The organism is Falsiruegeria mediterranea M17 (assembly GCF_900302455.1).
In the GTDB taxonomy this organism is placed as follows: domain Bacteria; phylum Pseudomonadota; class Alphaproteobacteria; order Rhodobacterales; family Rhodobacteraceae; genus Falsiruegeria; species Falsiruegeria mediterranea.
Genome location: NZ_ONZG01000008.1, coordinates 236833 through 260740, shown reverse-complemented (window position 1 = coordinate 260740; position 23908 = coordinate 236833). Strand labels below are relative to the sequence as shown.

The window sequence follows — 23908 nt, the reverse complement described above, 5'->3', positions numbered from 1 at the left end:
AGATCAAACCTCGGGCAGCAAGGTGAAAGTTCATGAAAGACCTCGGATCGCAGATCGCAAATGTCGGCAAGTTCGAAGACAGTTTTGTGACAGCCAAAGGAGAAACTCGCGCCTCGGTCGCGCTGGTCGACCCGGAAACGCTGTGGTTCAATACGGGCACCCTGTGCAACATCCAGTGCGTCAATTGCTATATCGACAGCAGCCCGACCAATGACGCGCTTGTCTACATCACGGCGGACGAGGTGCGCGATTATCTTGATCAGATTGCCGAACGCAAATGGCCCATCCGCGAGATCGGCTTTACCGGTGGCGAGCCGTTCATGAACCCCGAGATGATCGACATGGCGCGGGTCTCGCTTGAACGCGGATTCGAGGTACTGATCCTGACGAACGCCATGCGTCCGATGATGCGCAAATCCATGCGCGAGGGGTTGTTGGAATTGCAACGGGATTACGCCGACAAGCTCACGCTGCGGATCTCGGTCGATCACTATCGCCCCGACCTGCACGATGAAGAACGCGGCACAGGCAGCTTTGCCAAGACACTTGAAGGCATGCGGTGGCTGCGCGATCACGGGTTCAAAATGGCCATTGCAGGCCGTACCCTTTGGGACCATGACGAGGTTCAAAGCCGCGCAGGTTATGCGGCTTTCTTTGCCCAACATGAGTTCGACATCGACGCACAGAACCCTGGACAAACCGTGCTGTTCCCGGAAATGGACGAAACGGTTGAAGTGCCCGAAATCACCACCGCGTGCTGGGGCATCCTGGGAAAAAGCCCGGGTTCCGTGATGTGCTCGAATTCTCGGATGGTGGTCAAACGCAAGGGCGCCGACAAACCGGCAGTTCTGGCGTGTACCCTCCTGCCCTATTCGCCTGAATTCGAGATGGGTCAAACTCTTGAACAGGCCGAAGCCGATGTGCAATTGAACCACCCCCATTGCGCCAAGTTTTGTGTCTTGGGCGGGGCAAGTTGTTCAGCCTAGCCTAATTTAGTTCCGGAGATGGCCAGTATTTCGTGCCGCTGGCGTTTGCGTTTACCCGCCAGCCTGTTTTGCCCAGTACAAAAAATGAGCGCCCTTCGATAAAACGCACGGTTTCATTGCTGCTTTCCTGCCCCTGCATGGTGCCTGCTTCGGCAGTCGCGTCATACCCATTGGTGACAAAGCCATCAAAGTCAGCCTGCGTTTCGAACATGATCACGAACTTGCTTACAAAACCACCAATCCCGAATGCAGCCCCTACGCCGCCCGTACCCATGTTCATATAAGTACGTGCGCCATTGGAACCGGACACCGCAACCCCACGCCCATACCCGGCGCTTACTGGGAACACGGTCACCTTTCGGCTATCAAACGCAGCATAACCCGCACTTTGGTCAAACAGCTGACGCGCATCAGCGTTTTCCGCCAGCAATTGAGCCAGGATTTGCTCTGACATGGCGTCCAGTCTGGCCCGCGTCGCTTCTGGCGTATCTTCGTTACTGACCAACTCGGTCGTTGAATTCACGGTTTCACCAACCACCTTGGCGCCCTGCTCCACCGCGCTTCCGACAGATTGAGCGCCTTCACCAACGGTTTCTGCGGCGCTTTCCGCGCCCTTTTTCACCTTGTCCCACAGTTTCTCAGCCGTCGCCGTGCCAGCCAGAAAGACCAGAACCGTAACAAGTCCAATTCGCAGCATGGCTACCCCCCAACCCAAAGCGCGATTGGACTATGCCCCGATACTTTGATCAAAACAATCTTGGCTTGTCGCCGATCAATTCAACCGAAACTCTCCAACGACATTGCGCCATTCTCCCGGAGAAATCATTTTGCGGTGGGTGAAGCGCACGGAATGCAGCGGGCCTTCGATCTCGCGCTGCCAGAATTCGACAAATTTGAACAGTTTCGGGTGGTCCGGTGCCAGATCGTAGTCCTGCCAGACGAATGTATTCAGGACGTGTATGTAATCGGGCATGTGATAGAAAAATTCCGCTGTCGTCAGCCCATACCCTTTGAGCATCAGTTCTGTTTCGCTCTGCTCCATTCTTGACCTCCATTTCTGGTTCGGTCTCTTCACCCTAGCACAGGAATGGTTAATGGCGTCCAAAAACAATGCGTTATCGTTTCGTGACGGATTTCTGACAATCCGGTGAGCAGCTTGCTTGCACCCCATATGCCCCTTCTGATAAGGTGCATCCACAATATATAGACCCTGGACAAAGATCGGGCAGCATACGTGAGCGATACGCCAGAAACTCCTGAAAACATGGACGAAACCCCACCTGAGCGCCCCGTGTACGACGGGCCGACGGTATCCATCGAATCCGAGATGAAGACCTCGTATCTCGACTATGCGATGTCGGTGATCGTTTCTCGGGCCATTCCCGACCTGCGCGACGGTCTGAAACCGGTGCACCGACGCATCCTTTACGCGATGCACGAGACTGGAAACACCCACGACAAGTCCTATCGCAAGTCGGCGCGTCCGGTCGGCGATGTAATGGGTAAATACCACCCCCACGGGGACAGCGCGATCTACGACGCGCTTGTGCGGATGGCGCAAGATTTCTCGATGTCGCTACCTCTTCTCGATGGTCAGGGCAACTTTGGCTCGATGGACGGCGATAATCCGGCGGCGATGCGTTACACCGAAGTGCGCATGGACAAACCCGCCGCGGCGCTGCTGGCCGATATCGAAAAAGAGACGGTCGATTTCCAGGACAACTATGATGGCAAGGACAAGGAACCGACGGTCCTGCCCGCCCGGTTCCCCAACATGCTGGTCAATGGCGCCGGTGGTATTGCCGTGGGCATGGCCACCAACATCCCGCCCCACAACCTGGGCGAGGTCGTCGATGCCACGCTGGCCCTGATCGATGACCCGGACCTGACGTCCGAACAGCTGATCGATTATATCCCTGGCCCCGACTTCCCCACTGGTGGCGTCATGCTGGGCCGGTCAGGTGCGCGTAAAGCGTATCTCGAAGGGCGCGGCAGCGTCATTATCCGCGCCAAGACCCGTGTCGAAGAGATCCGCCGCGACCGCTATGCTATCGTCGTCGACGAGATCCCCTATCAGGTGAACAAGGCCTCGATGATCGAAAAGATCGCCGAAGCGGTGCGTGAAAAGCGCATCGAAGGCGTGTCGCATGTGCAGGACGAATCCGATCGCAACGGTGTGCGCGTGGTGGTCGAACTGAAACGCGATGCAACGCCCGAAGTAGTACTGAACCAACTCTATCGCTTCTCGCCGATGCAAACCTCCTTTGGCTGCAACATGCTGGCGCTGAACGGCGGACGCCCCGAGCAATTGACCCTGCGCCGGTTCCTGACCTCGTTCATCGACTTCCGCGAGGATGTCGTGGCCCGTCGCACCGCCTATGATTTGCGCAAGGCGCGCGAACGCAGCCACATCCTGTGTGGTTTGGCTGTCGCCGTATCCAACGTGGACGAAGTCGTCGCCACCATCCGCAGCTCGGCTGACGCAGCCGAGGCGCGTGAAAAGTTGATGACCCGCCGCTGGCCTGCGGCCGAGATCGAAAGCTATCTGCGCCTGATCGATGATCCGCTGTCGAAAATGAACGACGATGGCACCTACAACCTGACCGAGGTTCAGGCCCGCGCCATTTTGGAGCTGCGCCTTCAGCGCCTGACGCAAATCGGCGTCAAAGAGGTCACCGACGAGCTGGAAGAACTGGCTGCCAAGATTCAGGAATACCTGGATATTCTGTCGTCGCGCGAGCGGATCATGTCGATCATCGGCGATGAACTGCGCGAAGTCCGCGAGAAATTTGCTGTCGATCGTCGTACCGAAATCGTCGACTGGTCCGGTGACATGGAAGACGAGGACCTGATCGAGCGTGAGGACATGGTCGTGACCGTGACCTCGGGCGGGTACATCAAACGGACCCCGCTGGCCGATTTCCGCGCGCAAAAACGCGGTGGCAAGGGGCTGTCGGGGATGCAGACCAAGGAAGAGGATGTAGTCACCACGCTCTTTGTTGCGAACACCCACACGCAGCTTTTGTTCTTCACCACTGAGGGTATGGTCTACAAGCTCAAGACATGGCGCCTGCCCCAATCGGGACGCACCGGCAAGGGCAAGGCCATCGTCAACATCCTGCCGATCCCCACGGGTGTCTCCATCGCGGCGATCATGCCGGTCGATGTGCCCGAGGATGAGTGGGAGAACCTGCAGATCTTCTTTGCCACCAGCGCCGGTGACGTGCGCCGTAATGCGCTGAGTGATTTCACCAACGTCAAACGCAACGGCAAGATTGCCATGGACCTGCCCGAAGAGGTCGAACTGGTCAACGCGCGCATCTGTTCCGAAGATGACGATGTGATGCTGGTCACCAACTCAGGCCGCGCGATCCGGTTCCAGACCACCGATGTGCGCGTGTTCAAGGGCCGCAAGTCGACCGGTGTGCGTGGCATCAAGCTGAACGGGGATGACTACGTTGTGTCGATGTCGGTGATCCGTCACTTCGAGGCGACCTCGGACGAGCGGGCCGCCTACCTGAAGATGCGCCGTGCCGTGGCCGGACTGGCCGACGATGCTGAAGGTTCGGATGAGGAAGGCAATGCCATGGCCACAATCAGCCAGGAGCGTTATGCCGAAATGTCGGCAGCTGAAAACCTGATCCTGACCATCACAGAAGGCGGCTCGGGCAAGCTCAGCTCCAGCCATGATTACCCCGTCCGGGGCCGTGGTGGCATGGGTGTTGCGGCGATGGACAAGGCGATGCGCGGCGGCGAGCTGATCGCGTCCTTCCCGGTCGAGATCGACGACCAGATCATGCTGGCGACATCCAAAGGCCAGTCGATCCGGGTGCCCGTTGACGGCATCTCTTTCCGGTCCCGAAGCGCCGGTGGCGTCAAGGTGTTCAACACCGGCAAGGGCGAAAGCGTGGTAAGCGTGGCCTGGATCGCGGATCAAGGTGATGAGGACGACGGCGAGGCCTGAACCGTCCGTTACCGATAGAGTTGAACCCGCCCCTGTACATTGCAAGGGCGGGTTCTTTGCTTTGTAGGAGACACCTACCCCCACAGAGTGGTTGATTTCACAGTTGAACGGGGTGCTCCCGCCCGTCGACGGTGCCCCAGACGGGACACCTCCTCCCGTTGGGCCGGGCGCCTCGCTTGTCGCTCGGCGCGGCACCGCGGAACGCAGGCATCTCGTTGCAGGAAAGTTGTTATTCCAGAGCGTGTCGCCGCAATTGCGCCATCGCCGTGCGCGCCTTGTCCGGGTCTTGGGCACGAATGAACTCTCGCGTGGCTTTGACCGCAAAGGGTGCCATGGCCGGATCAAATTGCATGGCCCGAGATCGGCTACGGCGTCGCAGGGTCAGGTAGCTTACGCTGCGGTCCTGAGCACCCAAGCGATATTTGTAATCGTAGTCGCCGTGATCCAGGTCAACCCACGACACCCTCATTTGGGCGGCACGCGACACCATCTCGACACTCAAAAGGATACCAACGTCCACACCTGCATCATCATCACGCCCTTCGGCAACGCTGTGGAGGACCGCCAATTGGCGGTCGATCAAATTGGCGGTTCCGCCGAGGAAACGATCCCCGGCCCACAGGGTGATCAGCTGCAGGTTTCCCATCTGCATGGCACGGGTTAGATGCTGATGATACCGCGTCCTTAGTCGGGCTATTCCCTAGGCAGGTTTCTTTCCGTTCCAGAACTTTGACCAACGCTACAGGATCAGGTCCAGATGCGCGGCCTGCTGATGCGGCGCAGAGAGGTGCATCTTGGCCGCCATGGCGTCGGCCTGCCATTGGGCGCGGCGGTACTTCTTGCGCATCTTCTTGCTCAGTTGCGCAATGTAACCCTCGGGCGTGTCGGGCACCGCAATCCGCGGGCACAACAGATTGTCAATGGTGCCGTTGGAGGACCGGCCACCCGACCATTTGACAGCGACCTCCGCCGGATCGAAACCCGCTGCAAAGCTGCGCGCACGGCGGCCGGTGGCCTCGAACCTCAACGACAAACGCGCCCAGGGTTCGGATAGAAGGGCCTGTGCAAAGCCACCGATCACCGCGTCATCGGAACACACAAAGCCGGTGTAATCCGCGATGTTGAGCATTCCCATGGCGGCGTAACGGGTGACAAATTCCTGCCGCGTCTCACTCCAATGCAGATCGCGACGCAGGGGAAGAAAGGCACGCGCATCCCAGATCCTGCCCGTTAGCGACAAGGCATAGATCCGACAGCGGCCAGGGTAATCATGAAACAAGCTCCGCAGCCAAGGCCAGCTCAGATGCACCCCGGCATCATCATCGGCGGCATGCACTCGTTCGAAAATCGGGAGAATATGATCGAACGCCCGGCCCGTGTCGAGCCGGAACAGGGTTTGTGCCTCAAATCTATCTATCGCGTGGCCCATGATTGCCTGCGGCTGTTCCGTTTAGGATCCAGCGCAGACAAGCACATCATTGGGGCACGATTGAGACCCGTTTTCGACGTTACAGCCTGTAGATACCGCCAAATTTCCGTTCGACGTAGCCCAGCAACGCATCTGGTCCGGGGGCCTTTCCACTGGCCTGCTCGATCACGTCGCGCGGCGCATAGAGGCTGCCGTGACGCTGCAGGTTTTCGCGCAGCCAACCCGTAGCCCCTGATGTGTCGCCTTGGGCCAGTTGGTCGTCCAGATTTGGAACGGCGTCGCGCAGCGCCTCGTAAAGGCAGCCCGCATAGACGTTGCCAAGCGAATAGGTTGGGAAGTACCCAAACAGGCCAACCGACCAATGCACATCCTGCAAGCACCCATTCGAAGGCCGGTCGACGTCATAGCCGAAATCCGCCTTGAAGCGATCATTCCAGGCGGCTTCGATGTCCGCCACCTTCAGATCGCCACGCATCAAGGCGCGTTCCAGATCAAACCGCAGCATGATATGCAGGTTGTACTGCACCTCATCAGCTTCGGTCCGGATATAGCCGTTCTGGACCCTGTTGACGGCGGCATAGAATTCATCCGGCGTGTGCAAGCCAAAGTCGCCAAATGCGTCTTTCATCTGTTCAAACAGCCAGCCGGTAAAGGCGCGCGAGCGGCCAAGCTGGTTTTCATAGATCCGGCTTTGGCTTTCATGCACCCCCATCGAAACGCCACGTCCCAGCGGGGTGAGTTGAAATGACTGGTCGATGCCTTGCTCATAGGCGGCGTGGCCGACCTCATGAATGGTGGAATAGAAACAGTTGAACGGGTCGGTGGGGCTGGTGCGCGTGGTGATGCGCACGTCGGACCCACTGCCCGAGCTGAACGGGTGCACCGCCTTGTCCACACGACCCCGGCTCATGTCATAGCCAAACGCCTGCGCCAGCTTTTCCGACAGTTGCATTTGCGTGGCCTCATCAAAAGTACCGCTGACGCCCTTGGGCATTGGCTGGTCCAGAATGGCGGCGCGCAGGGCCACCAGGCGGGGGCGCATGGCGTCAAAGATCGCGGCGATCTCGTCGCTGGTGGTGTAAGGCTCATAATCCTCGACCATCGCGTCATAGATGTCACCGCCATTGGCCAGGGCCGCCCCTTCTTCGCGCCTCAGCGCCACCACCTCTTCTAGAACCGGCAGAAAGGCAGCCACATCTTCATCGGCGCGGGCTTGGGCCCATTTTCCTTGCGCCTCGGACGTCACCTGCGCCAGCTTTTTGGCCAGATCGGCAGGCACTTTCTGAGCACGCTCATACGCCCGTCGGATCTCGCGCAACTGCGCAGTTCCCGCCTCGTCCGGGGCCTCGGCGGCCTCCAACCAGTCCGCTACGCGAGGATCGGATTTACGCGCGTGAAGAACGGCCTCGATCGCAGCCATTTCCTGGCCGCGTTGACCCGCAGCCCCCCTGGGCATGACTGTTTCTTGATCCCAGCCCAGACGCCCGGCGATCTGCCCCAGGGCAGAGGTGTCGCGTTGAAAGGCCATCAATTGGTCAAAAGCAGTCATATGTGATTATCCTCGAACAGATGTTGCAACTGGGTAAGCGCTCAGGAAGCGGGCGCGCAGGATCAGCGCCCAAAGGATCACAGCCAGCAGTTGGTGCACAATCGCGATGTGCCACGGCGCGGCGTAAACAACGGTGGTGATGCCCAGAACGACTTGCAGCGACAGGGCCGCAAAGACCGCGTTAAAGGCAAAGCGCGTTTGGGGATGGGCGCTCTGACGGCCTCGCATCCAGACGACGACGCCAAATGCAAAGAGCAGATAGCCCGCACAGCGATGGATGAACTGCACCAGACCGGGGCTTTCGAACAGGTTGCGCCACCATGGGTCCAGAACCGACATGTCAGGCGGCAACAGCTGCCCGCCGATCAGCGGCCAGTCTGTGAACGACCGGCCCGCGTCGATGCCCGCGACAAAAGCACCGATTAAGATCTGCAAAAAGGCAAAATGCATCAACCCGGTAGACAGCGAAAACAACTTGGCCTCTTTCGCACGCCGCGCCTGCATCAAGTCACGCTCGTCGCGGCCTAGCATGTAAGCGTACCAGGCGATGAAGCCCAGGATCACAAAGGCCAGCCCCAGATGCGTCGCCAAGCGATAGCTCGCAACCGCGGTCATCCCCTCGCCCTGCGTCACGCCGGACGCCACCATCCACCAACCGATTGCGCCCTGAGCGCCGCCCAGAACACCCAACAGGAACAACCGTCCGGTCCAACCGGTTGGGATCTTGCGCGCGGCCATGAACCCGAAAAAGCCCAAAGCCCAAACGACACCGATCAGACGCCCAAGTTGGCGATGCCCCCATTCCCACCAGTAAATTTCTTTGAAATCAGCCAGTTCCATCCACTGGTTCTGAATACGCCATTGGTCGATTTGCTTGTATTTGTCGAACTCCGACTGCCATTCGGCCTCGGACATCGGTGGCAGCGCCCCGGTCACGGGGCGCCATTCGGTGATCGACAACCCGCTGTCGGTCAGCCGCGTCAGCCCACCCACAACGATCATCGCCACCACGAGCCCAAAGAGCACCATCAACCACGCCCGGATCGCCTTGCGCGCGCCGCCGCGGCCCCGGTCAATCATGCCGGGCTGCACGGTCTGCTCGTCGCGGGCCTCGTCCGAGACCTCCTCAAAGATATTGCGCTTCTGGCTCATCGCTACCTCGGGTGTTGTCTTGTTGGGCAAGCTATGTCGGAGGCCCCTCGGCGTCCAGTTCTAGCCGCGTTCTTTCCAGCGCACCATTTGCCGCATGATCCCATGGAGCAGCTGCACGTCCGCGCGGGTCAGGCGCATGCGGCTCCAGAGGTTGCGCAGGTTCAGCTTCATGTTGTCGGCCTTGGCAGCGGGATAAAAGAACCCGGCCTCCTCCAGCCGCTCTTCGTAATGATCGACCAGTTTCTCGATCTCGACACCGGTGGCCCAATCGCCCTTGTTGCCCGGCACCTCGGACACATGGGTCACGTCGCCAGCTTGGCGCATCCATTCATAGGCCGTCAGCAGCACGCATTGGCCCAGGTTGAGCGAGGCATATTCCGGGTTCACTGGGACCGAGATGATGGCATTGGCCTTGGCGATATCATCGTTCTCCAAACCCGCCCGTTCGGGACCAAAAAGAACCGCGACCTGTTCGCCAGCCGCAACCATTTCAGCCGCCATCTTCATCGCATGTTCCGGGCTGTAAACCGGTTTGGTCAGGTCACGTGGCCGTGCAGTGGTGGCAAAAACAAATGTCCGGTCCGACAAAGCGCCCGCCAGATCGTCATAGATCTGCGCCTCGTCCAGCAGCCGCCCGGCCCCGCTCGACATCGCAACCGCCTTGGGGTTGGGCCAGCCATCACGTGGGCCCACAATGCGCATCCGGTCCAAGCCAAAGTTCCACATCGCCCGCGCGGCGGCACCAATGTTTTCCCCCATCTGGGGCCGAACCAGCACGAATGAGGGCTGCGCGGTCTCGCTTGGCATTGTCTCACCTTTCGAAAAATCCTGCCTGCTCTACTGCCGTGTGGGCCGCAGGGCAAGAGACGGCGCTGTTTTCGCGGCAAGATGCGGGCAATAAAGTTTCCTTCAAAGTTTCCTTCCCCCGCGCAATCCGCTAAACCGCGCCAAACACGGATAAGGACCAACGCCCATGGACACGCCCGAGCTGCCGCAGATCTATCTTTCCACGCCAACAAGCCTGGATCTTGATGTCTACCCCGACACGCTCGCCCGCGTTCTCGACGGGGCCGAGATTGCCTGCCTGCGCCTGTCACTGGCCAGCACCGACGAGGATCACGTTGCCCGTGCAGCTGATGCAGTGCGCGAAGTGGCCCATGCCCGGGACATCGCCATTGTCATTTCGGATCACGTTTTGATGGCGCAACGCCTTGGCCTGGATGGGGTCCACCTGACCGATGCCGCCAAATCGGTGCGCGCCGCGCGCAAGGAATTGGGCGCTGATGCCATCGTCGGCAGTTTCTGTGGTACTTCGCGCCATGACGGATTGAACGCAGGTGAGGCCGGTGTGGATTACGTCAGCTTCGGTCCCGTGGGGAGCTCTGCCCTGGGGGACGGTACGACCGCTGCGACCGATCTGTTTCAATGGTGGTCCGATGTGGTCGAGGTACCGATCGTGGCCGAAGGCGGGTTGACGCCCGAGTTGATCCGCACCTTGACCCCCTGCACCGATTTCTTTGGCATCGGGGACGAGATCTGGAGCGCCGAGGACCCGCTGGCCGCTCTGAACACCCTCATCGCGGCGATGAGTTAAACCACCCGTTCGACGAACCAGTATGCCCCGATCAAGGCAATCACGATCGAGGCCGGGATCGCGATCCGGCCTCGGTACCAATATTTGTTGCGAAACCACAGACCCACAGTCAGGAACGCGGCGACGATGACCGCCAGCTGCCCCAGTTCAACCCCGACGTTGAACCCCAAAAGCGCGGCAAAGAACTGATCCTGCGGCAGGCCGAACTCTCCCAACACGCTGGCAAAGCCAAGTCCATGCAACAGACCAAAGCCAAAGACCACTAAAGGTCGCCAGGGGTTCAGAGCGCGCGTAAAGACGTTCTCGACCGCGACAAAGACGATGGACAGCGCAATGAGAGGCTCGACAATGGCGGGGCTGATGGTGATCACTTCCAGCGTGCCAAGCGCCAGCGTGACGGTGTGGGCCAGCGTAAAGGCCGTGATCTGCCACAGCAGCGGACGCAGACGTGCACTGAGGAAAAAGAGCCCCAGCACAAACAGGATGTGATCGGTGCCACGCGGCAGAATGTGGTCAAAGCCAACCGGGACATAGGCCGCAAATGCCTCCCACGCGCTGCGCGAGGCACCTCCGTCCAAGGCGATCGGCGGGCTGGTCTCCCCTCCTTGCAGATAGCCGGTATAGGGTTGTTCGACGCCCTGCTGGCGCAGCACCAAAGCGCCAGCCCCGTCCGGCCACGTCAGCGTTACGGCGCGCGCGCCATCGGGCAAGTCCCCAACCAACAAAAGCTCGGACGCGCGTGGCAGCTCGGGATTGCCGACCACGGGAATACTGATCCCCTCATAGTTCCAGACAATCGGCGCACCGGCCTCGGCCCAGATCGTGGCAACCCAGATGGGCGCAAACTCGCGCACCAGACGCTCCAGCGTCACTGAATCCATCTCGCGCAGCTCGTCGTAGCGTTCCGACAGGTCTGATGCATTCGTGTCCGCCATACCGTCCAGATCGATCCCGGCTACAAAGGCCTCGACGTTCAAGCGCAACTCCAGCCGCAACTGGTCATCCTGAACGCTCAGATCACCGATGGTGGGCGTCACTTCATGCGCAGCGGCCCCGGTGACCTCTATGATCAGCAGCCACAGGGTTGACAGCACGGCCCAGAACCGCAGCTTGTTGATCAGCCCAACATAGGTTTTTCGCATGTTGCCCCGTCTGCTTTTGCTAATTGCTCTTTGCCTGCCCCTGCCAAGGCTGGCCCTTGGACACGAGTTTTGGATCGAACCAGAAAAATATCAAGTTGAAACCGGCACACCCCTGATTGCCGATCTTGTGATCGGTCAAGGGTTTGAGGGCAGCCCGCAGATGTTTTTCGATACCCGCATCGACCGGTTCGAGTTGCACAAGAGCGGAAAGGTCGCGCCGTATGTGGGTCGGATGGGGGACATCCCCGCACTGGAAACGACACTCGAGGATCCGGGACTATTGGTCATCGTGCATCAAACCCAACCATCGACACTCAAGTATCACGAGTGGCCCAAGTTCCAGGCCTTCGTCGACGAAAAAGGGTTTGGAGACGTCCTGTCTCGCCATCTTGCGCGCGGCCTGCCCAAGGATGGATTTTATGAAAGCTACACGCGATACGCCAAGGCCCTGATCGCTGTGGGTGATGGTTCTGGCGCGGATCTTGTGACGGGGATGGAGGTTGAACTCATTGCGGGTGCAAACCCATACACGGACGACCTTTCGAAAGGGCTTCCAGTGCAGCTCCTCTATCAGGACGAACCCCTGACCCAGACACAGATCACCATTTTCGAACGCGCCCCGACCGGCGGTGTACACATCAAGACCCTACACACCGATGACATGGGCCAGGCCCAGATCCCCACCCGTCCCGGCCACACTTATCTACTCGATGCCGTGGTACTGCGCCCTGCGCCCGACGACAGTAAAGTGGTCTGGGACACCCATTGGGCGGCGCTCACTTTCTTTGTGCCGGACCGCTGACGCCCAACTCTTGCGCTGCCTTGCGCGCTGCGGCATGTACAGCAAATGACAGAGCGTAAAGACATCCTGTGTATCGGATCCGTCCTGTGGGACATCATCGGACGATCCGCCAGCCACATGCGCCAGGGCTCGGACGTGCCGGGCCGCATCACCCGCCTGCCGGGTGGCGTGGCCTTGAATATTGCCATGACGCTGGCCCGGTTCGGCATGACCCCGACCCTGCTGACTGCCATAGGTCGCGACCCCGAGGGCGACGAATTGATCAATGCCTGCCAGCAAATGGGCATGCGGACCGATTTGGTCTACCGCTCCGACGATCTGCCAACGGATCGCTATATGGCTGTTGAGGGGGCCAATGGTCTGATCGCGGCGATTGCCGATGCGCATTCGCTTGAAGCGGCAGGAGCCAAAATTCTTGGTCCGCTGGAAGACGGCGCACTTGGTGCCCCTGATACACCGTTCGACGGCCTTGTCGCATTGGACGGCAATCTGACCGCCGCTCTTCTCAAAGATATCGCGCATAGCCCAGCCTTCGCTGCCGCCGACCTGCGCGTTGCCCCCGCCTCGCCCGGCAAGGCCGAACGGTTGTTGCCTATTGTCAATTCGGGCCACGGCACGCTTTATGTGAACCTCGAAGAGGCCGGGCTGCTCTGTCAGACGCAGTTCGACACCTCTGCCGACGCCGCACGTGGCCTGTTGGCCCGCGGCGCCTTGCGCGTGTTGGTCACCGATGGTGGCAACGCCGCAACCGAAGCCGACGCCAACGATCTTTTCAGTCAAACCCCGCCCGAAGTGCTGGTCACCCGCGTGACCGGTGCTGGCGACACTTTCATGGCCGCCCATATCGCGGCCGAGGCCAGCGGCGCATCCCGTGCCGACGCCCTTGCCCGCGCGCTGCAAGCCGCGGCCACCTATGTTTCAGGAGACACCCCACTGTGATCGACCTTGTTCTGTCATCCGAAGTCCGCGCCGCCAAAGACGCGGGCCACGCCATCGTGGCACTGGAAAGCACCATCATCACCCACGGCATGCCCTACCCCCAGAACGTTGAAGTTGCGGCACAGGTGGAACAGGACATCCGCGACGCAGGCGCCACCCCGGCCACCATTGCCGTGATCAACGGCAAGCTGCACGTGGGGCTGGAAGCTGATCAGCTGCAATCGCTGGGTCAGGCCAAAGGCGTCGCCAAACTGTCGCGCGCTGACATGGCCGCCTGCCTCGCCACGGGCGGCACCGGGGCCACCACTGTGGCCGCCACCATGATTGCGGCGCAGTATGCCGCGATTGAGGTTTTTGCCACCGGCGGTATCGGCGGCGTTCACAAAGGGGCCGAGACCACATTCGACATCTCGGCTGACCTGCACGAACTGGCTCAAACCCGCGTCACTGTCGTGGCCGCCGGTGCGAAGGCAATCCTCGACGTGCCCAAAACGCTCGAGGTTCTTGAAACACTCGGCGTGCCGGTTATCGCATATGGTCAGGACGCCTTTCCTGCCTTCTGGTCTGCGCAATCGCCCCTGTCCGCCCCGCTGCGCATGGATGACGCCGCGCAGATCGCCCAAGCCCACGCCACGCGCAGCGCCCTTGGCCTGCCCGGCGGTCAACTTGTGGCCAACCCGATACCTGCAGGTGACCAGATCCCCGCCGAAGAGTTGACGCCCATCATCGAGGCGGCCCAAGCAGACGCCGACACACATGGCATCACCGGCAAGGGCGTTACCCCGTATTTGCTGCAACGCATCTTTGAGTTGACCGAAGGCCGCTCACTGACCGCCAACATCGCACTGGTGCGCAACAATGCCCGTCTGGCGGCATCGATTGCACAGGAATTGATCAAGATTTCCTCGTGACACCAAGATTGGCCCACCGCCCCATTGTCGGCGGGCCAATTCGTGCATAGGTTCAGCGGCGGAACGGACGGAAGACTCAATGAACACGCCTTTTGACGAGGAACCTCATCACCATCGCCGCCCCGGCCTTTTTGCCGGACTGCGTGCGTCATTCCTGACAGGGATCGTTGTCATTGCACCGGTCGGGCTGACGCTGTGGTTGTTGTGGACGGTTGTTGGCTGGTTCGACAGCTTTGTCCTGCCGTTGGTTCCGCACCAATTCCAGCCCGAGGAATACATCGGGATCAACCTGCGCGGCGTCGGTGTCATCTTTTTCCTGATCTTCACGATTATCGTGGGTTGGATCGCCAAGGGTCTGATCGGGCGCTCACTGATACACTTTGCCGAAGGTCTGGTCGATCGGATGCCGGTTGTGCGTTCGATCTATTCCGGTATCAAACAGATCTCGGAAACAGTATTTGCGCAAACCGAGCGCAGTTTTGAAAAGGCCTGTCTGATTCAATACCCGCGTCGCGGGATCTGGGCCATCGGCTTTGTCTCGACCGATGCCAAAGGCGAGGTCGCGGACCGCGCTGAAACCGGTGGCAATCTGGTCAGCGTTTTTGTCCCCACCACACCCAACCCGACATCCGGTTTTCTGCTCTTCTTCCCCGAAGAAGACATCATCTATCTGGACATGAGCATCGAAGATGCCGCCAAACTGGTTATCTCGGCAGGCTTGGTTTACCCCAACGACAAAGACCCGCTGTCGCCGCCCGACGAAGAGTGAACTAGCCGAACATGTCCGACAGATCGACGGTGCTGCGCTGCCCCAGGTCGGATTTATGTGCCAACAGAAACCCGTCAGCCGCCGCGCGCCCTGCTTGTTTGAGCTTGTTCAGAACCATCGGCGTCGGCACCATCTTGGTCGCCACAGACAGTTCGGTCATCAGCTCATCATCGGCAATCATATGCACCAGAACGCGGCTCATCGTGCCTTTTTGCAATGTGCCATCTTCGAGCAATCGCTGAACAAAATTGATCGCGCGCAGTTCGCGCAACAATGACGAGTTAAAGCTGATCTCGTTCACCCGGTTGTGGATCTGCTGCGGCGTTACCGGCAACTCGTCACGTTCCAGCGGATTGATGTTCACCACCACCACGTCATCGGGCAGCCCGGTGTTGAACAGCGGAAACAGCGCCGGGTTGCCGGTATAGCCGCCATCCCAATAGGCCTCGCGCCGCCCGGTTTCGGGATCGTCGATCTCCACCGCCTTGAACAGCGTCGGCAAACAGGCCGAGGCCAGGATCGCGTCGCTGCTGATCTCTTCCCCCTCGAAGATGCGGATCTTTCCGGTTCGAACACGTGTGGCACAGATGAATAGCTCGGGCCCTTCATTCACGCAAATGTTGTCGAAATCAAAGGCGTCGACCACGGATTTCAATGGGTTCACGTAGAACGGGCCATAAGCATATGGCGACACCATGCGCGACAGCGTGTCGGCCATGGAAAACGGCAGCGAATATTCCAAAGCCTGCGCCATCTGCGCCGGTTCGAACCCGCGCATCCAATTGGCGAGGCGCATGTCGCCGACAGCGCCCATCTTGCCCCAGAGCCAGTTCAACGTCTCGCGCGCGCCATCGCGCCCACCTTTGACCATCCCGGACTTGAAGGCCGCGCCATTCAGCGCACCCGCCGACGTACCGGTGATTGCAGCCACCTCGACATCCGTCTCGTCTAGCAGCCGGTCAAGCACGCCCCAAGTAAAAGCACCATGCGCGCCCCCACCCTGAAGGGCAAGATTGATCCGTTTCACGGCCATGTTGATCCTCTTGCGTCAAATATCCCGGGGGAGCCGCGCAGCGACGGGGGCAGCGCCCCCAATCGCGGTTTCACATCAAAGTGCGGTCCAGCCGCCGTCGACCGAAATCGTGGTCCCGGTGATCTGCTTGGCTGCATCCGAACACAGAAAGGCAACGGTGCCGCCCAGTTGCTCAACAGTGGCAAACTCGCGCGAGGGCTGACGTTCGAGCATGACCTTCTTGATCACCTCTTCGCGGCCCATGTTGTATTTCTCCATCGTGTCGGGGATCTGCGCCTCGACCAGCGGGGTCAGCACGTAACCGGGGCAAATGGCGTTGCAGGTGATAGGCTCTTCGGCGGTTTCCAGCGCCACGGTCTTGGTCATGCCCACCACGCCGTGTTTCGCGGCCACATACGCCGCCTTGAACGGAGAAGCGGTCAGACCATGAGCTGAGGCGATGTTCACCACCCGGCCCCAACCCGCTTTGCGCATCATCGGCAGCGCAGCGGCTGTAGTGTGAAAGGCAGAGTTCATGTTGATCGCGATGATCGCGTCCCATTTGTCGACCGGAAATTCGTCAATCGGCGCCACGTGCTGAATGCCAGCGTTGTTCACCAGCACATCGCAAACGCCCGCCTGTTCGATCAGCGCGCGGCATTCGTCACCCTTGGACATGTCCGCCTTGATGTACCGCGCCTCGACACCGGTCTCTTTGGCGATCTCGGCCGCCAGCGCGTGATCCTCGTCTCGATCGGTGAAAGAGTTCAGAACCACATTTGCGCCCGACCGCGCGATCTCCCACGCCACGCCCAGGCCGATGCCCGAGTTCGATCCGGTGATAATGGCGGTTTTCCCTTTGAGAGACATGGCGGTATTCCCCTGCTGATCAAATGTCGCGCGCACCCTGCCATGCTGCAGGTGCAAAGAAAACGGGGAAAAACCAACCGGCAAAACACCGCCGCTTGCCGGGGTGATCTGAATCCGCCTTTGACATTCGAGGCAGAACCAAAAAAAAACGCCCGCACGAAGCGGGCGTTAAGTTATTGAGGCAGGTTTCATACAGGCAAGAAACCTATCGAGCAGTGCAACCTTTATACGCAATTCCGCCGCTACGTCCAAGCTAAAAGTTTGAAAAGACGCGAAACCCTAGATAGGTTAAACGTTAATAAAATAAGGCCTGAGCAGGATTGTTGCCAAAGTGCGTCCAGTTTTTTTCCAATACTTCCGCCCTGTGCTGGCGGGAATCGCAACCGTTTTTGCCGCTGAAATAGCGTCCGCAGAATCGGCCCATGGCATAGCTATGTATGGAGAGCCCGCTCTTCCACCGGATTTTGTGTCTCTGCCTTACGTGAACCCCGAAGCGCCCAAAGGCGGCCGGGTGGTGTTCGGCAACACCGGCGGCTTCGACAGCCTGAACCCGTTCATTCAGAAAGGCACCGTGCCCTGGCAGATGCGGTTTTGGGGCTACGAGGGGCTGATGGGCCGATCTCAGGACGAACCCTTCTCGCTTTACGGGCTTCTGGCCGAATCGGTTGAGACCGCGCCGGACCGATCATGGGTTGAATTCTCACTTAGGCCCGAGGCCCGATTCTCGGACGGCAGCCCGGTCACGGTCGAGGATGTGATCTGGTCGTATGAGACCTTGGGCACCCAAGGGCACCTGCGCTATCGCGGGTTGTGGGGCAAAATCGCCAACATCGAACAGACCGGACAGCGCTCGCTTCGTCTGACATTTTCGGACCCGGATCGCGAGCTGGCCCTGGTAGCGGGGCTGCGTCCGATCCTGAAAAAGGCACAATGGGAAGGTAAGAGTTTTGCCGACGGCAAGTTGCAAGACATTCCCATCGGCACCGGGGCCTATGTGGTCGATGATTACGAGGCCGGGCGCTATGTGAGTTTCAAGCGCAACCCCGACTATTGGGCTCAGGACCTGCCCCTGCGCCGCGGCACGCGTAACCTTGATGAGATGCGGATCGACTTTTACGGCGATCAGGCGGTTCTGTTCGAAGCCTTCACCGCGGGCGAGCTGAGCGCGGTGCGTGAATTCAACGCCGAGAACTGGGCTACCAAGTACAACTTCCCCGCTGCCCAACGGGGTGATGTGGTCAAGACCGAGATACCGCATGAAAAACCCTCGGGCATGACGGGTTTCGTGATGAACACACGACGCCCCCTGTTTCAGGATTGGCGCGTACGCGAGGCGCTGACGCTGGCGTTCAATTTCGAGTTCATCAACGACACGATGACAGGCGGCGCACAGCCGCGCATCACGTCTTATTTCTCGGGCTCCGATCTGGCGATGCTGCCGGGTACGGCCGAGGGTCGTGTTCAAGAGCTGCTGACCCCCTTTGCCGACATCCTGCCCGCAGGCACGATCGAAGGCTACACCCTGCCCCAAAGCGACGGCAGCAGCCGCAACCGCAAGAACCTGCGCAAGGCGATCAAACTACTGGCTGAGGCGGGATGGACCGTGCAAGACGGCGTGCTGCGCAATGACCAGGGTGAGCCGTTCGACTTCACCATCCTCATGCGTCAGGGCGACAGTGGCAACCTGACCGTGACCGAGATCTACAGCCAGGCGCTTGCTCGTCTGGGCATTAAGGTGACTGAAGCAAAAGTTGACAACGCGCAATACACGGGTCGACTGGCTGAGCTGGATTTCGACATGACGCCGTTCCGTCGCGCGCTGTCGCTGTCTCCGGGCAATGAACAGCGGCTCTATTGGGGCAGCGCCGTGACCGATACGCCGGGCACCCGCAACTTGATGGGCATCGATGACCCGGCTGTGGATGCTATGATCGACGCCATGCTGAACTCGCAAACGCGCGAGGATTTTGTTGCAGCCACCCGCGCATTGGACCGGGTGCTGACTGCTGGGCGCTATGTCATCCCGATCTGGAGCTTTGATGTGGGCCGCATCGCGCACATCAAAGAGCTCAAGTATCCCGACACGTTCCCGATCTACGGCGACGGCCCCAGCTACATGCCCGAGGTCTGGTGGTATCAGGATTGACCTGATCTTTCTATTTCCATATTTCATGAAATATGGAAATAGCGATTCACGACAAACTATCTGCTCTGGCGCACCCCAACCGGCTTGAGGTGTTTCGCCTGCTCATGCGCCGATACCCTGATGCGGTGCCGGCCGGGCAAATTGCGCAGGCGCTGGATCTGAAACCCAATACGGCGTCGGTCTATCTGTCGGCGCTGAAAAAAGCGGGGCTGATCGAACAGACCCGCACCGGCACGTCGTTGCAGTACACCACCAACCTGGGCGAAGTTCGGGGGCTGTTTGACGGCTTGCTTGGCGGCTGCTGCCAAAGCCGCCCCGATCTTTGCGTTCCGACCACGCTCCCGGAGACACCGATCATGACGGACACCACACGTCGGCTGAATGCCCTCTTTATCTGCACCGGAAATTCTGCCCGCTCGCTGATGGCGGAATCGATCCTGCGCACCGAAGGACTGGGCCGGTTCAACGCCTTCTCTGCGGGAACAATGCCCTCGGGCCAGCCGCATCCAAAGGTGATCGAGCTTTTGGGGTCGAAAGGTCACGACATTGGCCAGTTGCGATCTAAATCGGTGGACGAATTCAATAGTGATGAAGCCCCGAAGATGGATTTCGTCTTTACCGTGTGTGACCACGCCGCGAACGAGGAATGCCCCACTTGGCCCGGTCAGCCGATGAGCGCCCATTGGGGCCTGCCCGACCCGGTCAAGGCCGGTGGGACAGATGCGCAACGGAACCTGGCGTTCCAACAGGCCTATGGTCTTTTGCGCAACCGCATCACCGCCTTTGTCAGCCTGCCGTTCGAAACCCTCGACCGGATCAGCCTGCAACATCAAATCGACGACATCGGACGCCAGACCGATGCGTCCGAGCCTGAATAACCAAAACATGGGACGTGTGACATGAACATCCTGGTACTCTGCACGGGCAATTCCGCGCGCTCGATTCTGCTGGAATCGATTTTCAACACCGAAGGGGCCGGTCGCGTCCGCGCTTTTTCTGCCGGCTCTCAGCCATCCGGCAAGGTGCACCCGCAATCGCTGGTGCTGTTGGGCAAAGAAGGTCACGATACGTCTAACGCCCGTTCCAAAAGCTGGGACGAGTTCGGCGCCGAGGACGCGCCCGAGATGGACATAGTGATCACTGTCTGCGGGTCCGCCGCAGAAGAAACCTGCCCCATCTGGCCCGGCGCCCCCGTGCGCGCCCATTGGGGTGTCGAAGACCCGGCAGCCGCCGAGGAACCCGATTGGGACACGGCATTCCGCACCGCCTATAACACCTTGGGCAAGCGTGCTGCGGCGCTTCTGGAATTGCCCATCGAAACCATGAACCAGACCGAGCTGTCGACACAGCTCAAGCGCATTGGAACCCTGACATGAACCCCCGCAAGCTATTTGCCGAATTCCTGGGCACCGCATTTCTACTGATCGGAGTTGTCGGCTCGGGCATCATGGCGCAGACTCTGTCGGATGGGAACATCGCCCTGGCGTTGCTGGCCAATGCGATCGCCACGGGCTGTATGCTCTATGCCATCATCACCACGCTTGGCCCGGTGTCAGGCGCGCATTTCAACCCTGCCGTGACACTCGCCTTCGCCCTGCGCGGTGAACACCCCTGGAGCGCGGTTGCCCCCTACATGATTGTCCAGATCGCGGGCGGTATCATCGGGGTTTGGGCCACGCACATGATGTTCGATCAGAGCATTCTGCAGACCTCGACCACCATGCACCGGACCGGAGGCGCGCAGTGGTTTTCCGAGATTATCGCCACGCTTGGCCTTTTGTTCGTGATCTTTGGGGGTATCCGTCACAGGCCAGACGCCGTGCCACCACTGGTCGGCCTCTATATCACAGGCGCCTATTGGTACACGTCATCGACCAGCTTTGCGAACCCCGCCGTGACCATCGCACGCGGCTTCAGCGACACCTTCGCGGGCATCTATCCTGGCCATATCGCGATGTTCATCGTGATGCAGATCATCGCGGTCTTCATTGGCCATGTGGTGCTGAACTGGCTGTTTGCCGAGACCGACGACTGACCCAACAGTCAACCCCAAACCGACAATCGCCCCCTTGCACACGCATGGGGCGATTACTTTTTGGTCAACAAGCCCATTTTTCGTGCGACATTTTGCCCGATCATCATAGAGCTGTTACATTTCTAGGCTGATCAACGGGAGGAGCGTTTCTGTCACTCTATCAAGGAATGCTCAATGATGATGAATTGGTCCGAGCTAACCCAGAACTGGGCGCAAGCGTTTCCTCGCGTCAAATCGCGGTTTCCGCAGCTCGACGAGGCCGACGCGCCGTTTTTGAAACTCGACCGATCCCGGTTCGAGGCTTATCTGGCTGAAAAGCACCAACTGACCCTGACCGAGGCCCGCGAGGAGTTCGAGGACTTCTTGTTTGTGGAATCCTTGGGCCGCGAGATCGCAGATTAACCGGTCACGCCAGTGACGTGACCCATAAGATCGTCGCATCCTCGTCACTGACCGAGATCACGTTGTGGCCCATGGCGGCGTCGTAATAGGCGCTGTCACCCCTGCGCATTTCGACCGGTTCGTAGAATTCTGTGTAGAGCCGCACAACACCGGTCAGCACATACAGAAACTCTTCGCCATCGTGGCGAACCCAACCGTCGAACTCTTCCATATTGCGTGCCCGCACCCGGGCGCGATAGGGCAGCATGGTCTTCTTTGTCAGCGTATCGGCCAGCAGTTCATGCTCGTAGGTGGCCGTTGCATGCGCAGCGCCATCGCCGAACTTGGTCACCGCCATGCGCCCGTTGATCTGATCCCGCTCGGGCGGGGTAAACAGCTGCGGCACCGAAATCTGCAAGCCAACCGCCAGTTTTTTCAACGCATCATATGTGGGCGACATCTGACCATTTTCGATCTTGGACAATGTCGAGCGTGCAAGCCCTGCCTGCGTCGCTGCCTGTTCCAACGTCCAGTCGCGGGCCTTGCGCAATTCGCGCACGCGCGCGCCCAAGTCCAAGGGTTCTGCGGTATCCTCGGCGCCTGAATCACGGGCGATGCGGATGATGGATTTTGGATCTCGGCCAGTCATGCGTGCTCTATACGGTGCCAAGCCTCTGCTTGCAACGCGCGGCCCGTCGGGCTAGCGATTGGCCATGCTTTCGATCTTTGACCAGGGGGCGTTCACGCCCTGCCCGACCCCGTTCAACCTGGCCGCCCATGTGACGCGCCATGCCGCTTCGCAACCTGACAAGGTGGCCCTGTCGGTTTTGCGCCGGGATGGCTCGGACGATTGGACATACCGCGCGCTCGAAGCCGCCATTCGTGGCACCGCAACGGGTTTGCAGCAGGCAGGCATTGCCCCGGGCCAGATCGTGCTCATGCGCCTTGGCAATACGGTCGATTTCCCGCTGGCCTATCTGGGCGCAATTGCCGCCGGGATCGTTCCGGTTCCGACCTCATCCCAGCTGACCGCACCCGAGACGCAAAAGATGATTGACGAGCTGTCGCCCGCCGCCATCCTACGCGATCCGGAAGTGGCCTGTGCCGATCATCCGTTGCAGATCGACATCGCGCAGCTGACCGCCATGCGGGACCTGCCGCCTGCCGAGTACGACATGGGCGACCCGAACCGGATGGCCTATGTGGTCTATACCTCTGGCACCTCGGGCAAACCCCGCGCCGTGGCCCATGCACACCGAGCGATCTGGGCGCGGCAGATGATGGTCGATGGCTGGTACGGGCTGACACCCGACGACCGCCTGTGTCACGCAGGCGCGTTTAATTGGACCTACACCCTGGGCACCGGGCTGATGGACCCTTGGGCCATCGGTGCCACGGCCCTGATCCCCGAGCCCGGGACCGATCTGGGTGATATCCCAACGCTACTAAAGGCACACAAAGCGACTATTTTTGCTGCGGCACCAGGCGTTTATCGCAAGTTCCTCGGCTCATCCTCCCCCCTTGACCTGCCCCATCTGCGCCACGGCCTGAGTGCCGGAGAGAAACTGCCGCGCGAACTGCACGCTCGGTGGACCACCGCCACCGGGACCGCGCTTTTTGAGGCCTATGGCATGTCTGAATGCTCGACCTTCATCTCGTCCAGCCCCGCACATCCGGCCCGGGGAGAGGCTTTGGGCCAACCGCAACCAGGCCGCAAGATCGCGATCCTTGGACCCGATGGCCCGGTGCCGCAGGGCGACGAAGGCACCATTGCCGTACACAGCTCAGATCCGGGCCTGATGCTCACCTACCTCAACGCCCCGGACGAAGCAGACGCCAAAATGCAAGGCGACTGGTTCCTGACCGGCGATCAGGGCGCCATGGCGGTCGATGGTCAGATCACCTATCTGGGGCGCGACGATGACATGATGAACGCCGGCGGCTATCGCGTGTCCCCGGTCGAGGTCGAGGACGCCCTGGCCAAACATCCCGGCATCACGCAAGTGGGCGCCGCCCAGGTCGAGGTCAAAGAGAACACATTTGTGATAGCTGCCTTCTATACCGGCCCTGAAACGCTGGACGTAGCCGAGCTGCGCGCCTATGTCGAAGCCAACCTGGCGCGGTACAAACAACCCCGCGCCTTTGTCCATCTCGAAACCCTGCCCGCAGGCGGCAACGGCAAGCTGTTGCGCCGCGCCCTGCCCGCTTATTTCAAGGCCCAGTGACC

General features: G+C 59.9%; 24 protein-coding genes. 13 read left to right on the top strand and 11 right to left on the bottom strand.

What is annotated here, in order from left to right:
• The first annotated feature begins 32 nt into the window (after positions 1-32).
• Entirely contained in the window at positions 33-986 is a 954-nt protein-coding gene (locus TRM7615_RS16750; protein ID WP_108789583.1) for a radical SAM protein, read from the top strand.
• Between the two features lies 1 nt (position 987).
• On the opposite strand, the gene TRM7615_RS16745 is transcribed toward TRM7615_RS16750, so the two are convergent.
• Together TRM7615_RS16745 and TRM7615_RS16740 are read right to left on the bottom strand one after the other, a co-directional pair.
• Positions 988-1683: a lipid-binding SYLF domain-containing protein gene (locus tag TRM7615_RS16745; protein ID WP_108789580.1), complete on the bottom strand. Its 696-nt coding sequence runs from the start codon at positions 1681-1683 to the stop codon at positions 988-990.
• 75 nt (positions 1684-1758) lie between these two features.
• On the bottom strand, positions 1759-2028 hold the full coding sequence (locus TRM7615_RS16740; protein WP_108789578.1) for an usg protein: 270 nt from the start codon (positions 2026-2028) through the stop codon (positions 1759-1761).
• 192 nt (positions 2029-2220) lie between these two features.
• Between TRM7615_RS16740 and gyrA the strand changes: the two genes are divergently transcribed.
• Entirely contained in the window at positions 2221-4950 is a 2730-nt protein-coding gene (gene gyrA / locus TRM7615_RS16735; protein WP_108789576.1) for a DNA gyrase subunit A, read from the top strand.
• 229 nt (positions 4951-5179) lie between these two features.
• On the opposite strand, the gene TRM7615_RS16730 is transcribed toward gyrA, so the two are convergent.
• The 5 genes from TRM7615_RS16730 to TRM7615_RS16710 form a co-directional block, all read right to left on the bottom strand.
• A complete protein-coding gene (locus tag TRM7615_RS16730; RefSeq protein ID WP_268877557.1) occupies positions 5180-5647 on the bottom strand; it encodes a GNAT family N-acetyltransferase in 468 nt (155 codons plus the stop codon).
• 42 nt (positions 5648-5689) lie between these two features.
• Positions 5690-6379: a GNAT family N-acetyltransferase gene (locus TRM7615_RS16725; RefSeq protein WP_108789574.1), complete on the bottom strand. Its 690-nt coding sequence runs from the start codon at positions 6377-6379 to the stop codon at positions 5690-5692.
• 79 nt (positions 6380-6458) lie between these two features.
• Positions 6459-7928 carry a carboxypeptidase M32 gene (locus TRM7615_RS16720; RefSeq protein WP_108789573.1) on the bottom strand — a complete coding sequence of 490 codons (1470 nt, stop codon included), beginning with the start codon at positions 7926-7928 and terminating at the stop codon, positions 6459-6461.
• A gap of 6 nt (positions 7929-7934) precedes the next feature.
• Positions 7935-9080: a heme A synthase gene (gene ctaA / locus TRM7615_RS16715; RefSeq protein ID WP_108789572.1), complete on the bottom strand. Its 1146-nt coding sequence runs from the start codon at positions 9078-9080 to the stop codon at positions 7935-7937.
• Positions 9081-9140: 60 nt separating this feature from the next.
• Complete coding sequence (locus TRM7615_RS16710) at positions 9141-9887, bottom strand: RNA methyltransferase (protein ID WP_108789569.1); 747 nt, start codon at positions 9885-9887, stop codon at positions 9141-9143.
• Positions 9888-10053: 166 nt separating this feature from the next.
• Here TRM7615_RS16710 and TRM7615_RS16705 point away from each other — a divergent pair, with 166 nt between their 5' ends.
• Positions 10054-10674, top strand: coding sequence for a thiamine phosphate synthase (locus TRM7615_RS16705; protein ID WP_108789568.1), 621 nt, complete (start codon positions 10054-10056; stop codon positions 10672-10674).
• On the opposite strand, the gene TRM7615_RS16700 is transcribed toward TRM7615_RS16705, so the two are convergent.
• The gene (locus TRM7615_RS16700; protein WP_108789566.1) at positions 10671-11816 is read right to left on the bottom strand and encodes a HupE/UreJ family protein; all 1146 of its coding nucleotides are present in this window, start codon (positions 11814-11816) and stop codon (positions 10671-10673) included. The genes TRM7615_RS16705 and TRM7615_RS16700 overlap by 4 nt on opposite strands.
• Between TRM7615_RS16700 and TRM7615_RS16695 the strand changes: the two genes are divergently transcribed.
• From TRM7615_RS16695 to TRM7615_RS16680, 4 genes are all read left to right on the top strand, one after another.
• Positions 11815-12618, top strand: coding sequence for a DUF4198 domain-containing protein (locus TRM7615_RS16695; RefSeq protein ID WP_108789564.1), 804 nt, complete (start codon positions 11815-11817; stop codon positions 12616-12618). The genes TRM7615_RS16700 and TRM7615_RS16695 overlap by 2 nt on opposite strands.
• Positions 12619-12663: 45 nt before the next feature.
• On the top strand, positions 12664-13557 hold the full coding sequence (locus TRM7615_RS16690; RefSeq protein WP_108789562.1) for a PfkB family carbohydrate kinase: 894 nt from the start codon (positions 12664-12666) through the stop codon (positions 13555-13557).
• Positions 13554-14468: a pseudouridine-5'-phosphate glycosidase gene (locus tag TRM7615_RS16685; protein ID WP_108789560.1), complete on the top strand. Its 915-nt coding sequence runs from the start codon at positions 13554-13556 to the stop codon at positions 14466-14468. The genes TRM7615_RS16690 and TRM7615_RS16685 overlap by 4 nt, the downstream gene beginning before the upstream one ends.
• A gap of 79 nt (positions 14469-14547) precedes the next feature.
• Positions 14548-15237, top strand: a complete 690-nt coding sequence (locus TRM7615_RS16680) for a DUF502 domain-containing protein (protein ID WP_108789558.1) — start codon at positions 14548-14550, stop codon at positions 15235-15237.
• A 1-nt stretch (position 15238) separates the two neighbouring features.
• Here TRM7615_RS16680 and TRM7615_RS16675 read toward each other — a convergent pair whose 3' ends face one another.
• Positions 15239-16270 carry a patatin-like phospholipase family protein gene (locus TRM7615_RS16675; protein WP_108789556.1) on the bottom strand — a complete coding sequence of 344 codons (1032 nt, stop codon included), beginning with the start codon at positions 16268-16270 and terminating at the stop codon, positions 15239-15241.
• 75 nt (positions 16271-16345) lie between these two features.
• On the bottom strand, positions 16346-17119 hold the full coding sequence (locus tag TRM7615_RS16670) for a 3-hydroxybutyrate dehydrogenase (protein ID WP_085796352.1): 774 nt from the start codon (positions 17117-17119) through the stop codon (positions 16346-16348).
• A 331-nt stretch (positions 17120-17450) separates the two neighbouring features.
• Between TRM7615_RS16670 and TRM7615_RS16665 the strand changes: the two genes are divergently transcribed.
• From TRM7615_RS16665 to TRM7615_RS16645, 5 genes are all read left to right on the top strand, one after another.
• Positions 17451-19265, top strand: a complete 1815-nt coding sequence (locus TRM7615_RS16665; protein WP_108789554.1) for an extracellular solute-binding protein — start codon at positions 17451-17453, stop codon at positions 19263-19265.
• Between the two features lie 32 nt (positions 19266-19297).
• Entirely contained in the window at positions 19298-20143 is an 846-nt protein-coding gene (locus TRM7615_RS16660; RefSeq protein ID WP_108789552.1) for an arsenate reductase/protein-tyrosine-phosphatase family protein, read from the top strand.
• A 21-nt stretch (positions 20144-20164) separates the two neighbouring features.
• Positions 20165-20641, top strand: coding sequence for an arsenate reductase ArsC (locus TRM7615_RS16655; RefSeq protein ID WP_108789550.1), 477 nt, complete (start codon positions 20165-20167; stop codon positions 20639-20641).
• A complete protein-coding gene (locus TRM7615_RS16650) occupies positions 20638-21300 on the top strand; it encodes an aquaporin (RefSeq protein ID WP_108789548.1) in 663 nt (220 codons plus the stop codon). Before TRM7615_RS16655 ends, TRM7615_RS16650 begins: the two co-directional genes overlap by 4 nt.
• Before the next feature lie 174 nt (positions 21301-21474).
• Complete coding sequence (locus tag TRM7615_RS16645) at positions 21475-21702, top strand: hypothetical protein (protein ID WP_306417730.1); 228 nt, start codon at positions 21475-21477, stop codon at positions 21700-21702.
• A gap of 4 nt (positions 21703-21706) precedes the next feature.
• On the opposite strand, the gene TRM7615_RS16640 is transcribed toward TRM7615_RS16645, so the two are convergent.
• A complete protein-coding gene (locus TRM7615_RS16640) occupies positions 21707-22330 on the bottom strand; it encodes a helix-turn-helix domain-containing protein (protein ID WP_108789546.1) in 624 nt (207 codons plus the stop codon).
• Between the two features lie 64 nt (positions 22331-22394).
• Here TRM7615_RS16640 and TRM7615_RS16635 point away from each other — a divergent pair, with 64 nt between their 5' ends.
• Positions 22395-23906, top strand: coding sequence for a class I adenylate-forming enzyme family protein (locus tag TRM7615_RS16635; protein WP_108789544.1), 1512 nt, complete (start codon positions 22395-22397; stop codon positions 23904-23906).
• The last annotated feature ends 2 nt before the right edge of the window (positions 23907-23908 follow it).

What these genes read in the sequence shown, in the direction of transcription:
- ctaA (WP_108789572.1), bottom strand. Translation starts at nt 9,080, where the DNA reads ATGAGCCAGAAGCGCAATATCTTTGAGGAGGTCTCGGACGAGGCCCGC.
- TRM7615_RS16680 (WP_108789558.1), top strand. Translation starts at nt 14,548, where the DNA reads ATGAACACGCCTTTTGACGAGGAACCTCATCACCATCGCCGCCCCGGC.
- TRM7615_RS16745 (WP_108789580.1), bottom strand. Translation starts at nt 1,683, where the DNA reads ATGCTGCGAATTGGACTTGTTACGGTTCTGGTCTTTCTGGCTGGCACG.
- TRM7615_RS16695 (WP_108789564.1), top strand. Translation starts at nt 11,815, where the DNA reads ATGTTGCCCCGTCTGCTTTTGCTAATTGCTCTTTGCCTGCCCCTGCCA.
- TRM7615_RS16660 (WP_108789552.1), top strand. Translation starts at nt 19,298, where the DNA reads ATGGAAATAGCGATTCACGACAAACTATCTGCTCTGGCGCACCCCAAC.
- TRM7615_RS16650 (WP_108789548.1), top strand. Translation starts at nt 20,638, where the DNA reads ATGAACCCCCGCAAGCTATTTGCCGAATTCCTGGGCACCGCATTTCTA.
- TRM7615_RS16690 (WP_108789562.1), top strand. Translation starts at nt 12,664, where the DNA reads ATGACAGAGCGTAAAGACATCCTGTGTATCGGATCCGTCCTGTGGGAC.
- TRM7615_RS16705 (WP_108789568.1), top strand. Translation starts at nt 10,054, where the DNA reads ATGGACACGCCCGAGCTGCCGCAGATCTATCTTTCCACGCCAACAAGC.
- TRM7615_RS16675 (WP_108789556.1), bottom strand. Translation starts at nt 16,270, where the DNA reads ATGGCCGTGAAACGGATCAATCTTGCCCTTCAGGGTGGGGGCGCGCAT.
- TRM7615_RS16655 (WP_108789550.1), top strand. Translation starts at nt 20,165, where the DNA reads ATGAACATCCTGGTACTCTGCACGGGCAATTCCGCGCGCTCGATTCTG.
- TRM7615_RS16640 (WP_108789546.1), bottom strand. Translation starts at nt 22,330, where the DNA reads ATGACTGGCCGAGATCCAAAATCCATCATCCGCATCGCCCGTGATTCA.
- TRM7615_RS16750 (WP_108789583.1), top strand. Translation starts at nt 33, where the DNA reads ATGAAAGACCTCGGATCGCAGATCGCAAATGTCGGCAAGTTCGAAGAC.
- TRM7615_RS16700 (WP_108789566.1), bottom strand. Translation starts at nt 11,816, where the DNA reads ATGCGAAAAACCTATGTTGGGCTGATCAACAAGCTGCGGTTCTGGGCC.
- TRM7615_RS16740 (WP_108789578.1), bottom strand. Translation starts at nt 2,028, where the DNA reads ATGGAGCAGAGCGAAACAGAACTGATGCTCAAAGGGTATGGGCTGACG.
- TRM7615_RS16645 (WP_306417730.1), top strand. Translation starts at nt 21,475, where the DNA reads ATGATGATGAATTGGTCCGAGCTAACCCAGAACTGGGCGCAAGCGTTT.
- TRM7615_RS16720 (WP_108789573.1), bottom strand. Translation starts at nt 7,928, where the DNA reads ATGACTGCTTTTGACCAATTGATGGCCTTTCAACGCGACACCTCTGCC.
- TRM7615_RS16635 (WP_108789544.1), top strand. Translation starts at nt 22,395, where the DNA reads ATGCTTTCGATCTTTGACCAGGGGGCGTTCACGCCCTGCCCGACCCCG.
- TRM7615_RS16710 (WP_108789569.1), bottom strand. Translation starts at nt 9,887, where the DNA reads ATGCCAAGCGAGACCGCGCAGCCCTCATTCGTGCTGGTTCGGCCCCAG.
- TRM7615_RS16725 (WP_108789574.1), bottom strand. Translation starts at nt 6,379, where the DNA reads ATGGGCCACGCGATAGATAGATTTGAGGCACAAACCCTGTTCCGGCTC.
- TRM7615_RS16670 (WP_085796352.1), bottom strand. Translation starts at nt 17,119, where the DNA reads ATGTCTCTCAAAGGGAAAACCGCCATTATCACCGGATCGAACTCGGGC.